The sequence below is a fragment of the Paenibacillus xylanexedens genome (genome assembly GCF_007676705.1).
Lineage (GTDB): Bacteria > Bacillota > Bacilli > Paenibacillales > Paenibacillaceae > Paenibacillus > Paenibacillus xylanexedens_C.
The window spans coordinates 1-229 of the sequence record NZ_VEBF01000761.1 but is presented as its reverse complement, the minus strand read 5'-3'; the positions used below and the strand labels follow the sequence as shown (position 1 = coordinate 229).

The following is a 229-nucleotide window of genomic DNA, read 5'->3' as shown; positions in this document are numbered from 1 at the left end:
CTTACTCTTCTTCTCTTTCTTTATCCCCAAAAATCCACCCCAAGTACTCTATCTCCCTCCCAACACACCACACCAACCCCTCTTTCCCATTATCCCCCACCAAAACATCAAGTTCGTCTCCCTTTCCATCACAACTTCTCCACTTCTTCAACCCTCTCATCACCTCATCCACCCCATTATCAACCACTTCCCACATATCCCCTTTCTACTTCCACCCAAACCCTATCAC

At 47.2% G+C, this 229-nt stretch carries 1 protein-coding gene; it reads right to left on the bottom strand.

Annotation, left to right across the window (positions count from 1 at the left end; translation table 11 throughout):
• Window position 1 precedes the first annotated feature (1 nt).
• Window positions 2-196: a hypothetical protein gene (locus tag FS628_RS31025; RefSeq protein ID WP_222125362.1), complete on the bottom strand. Its 195-nt coding sequence runs from the start codon at window positions 194-196 to the stop codon at window positions 2-4.
• Window positions 197-229 lie beyond the last annotated feature (33 nt).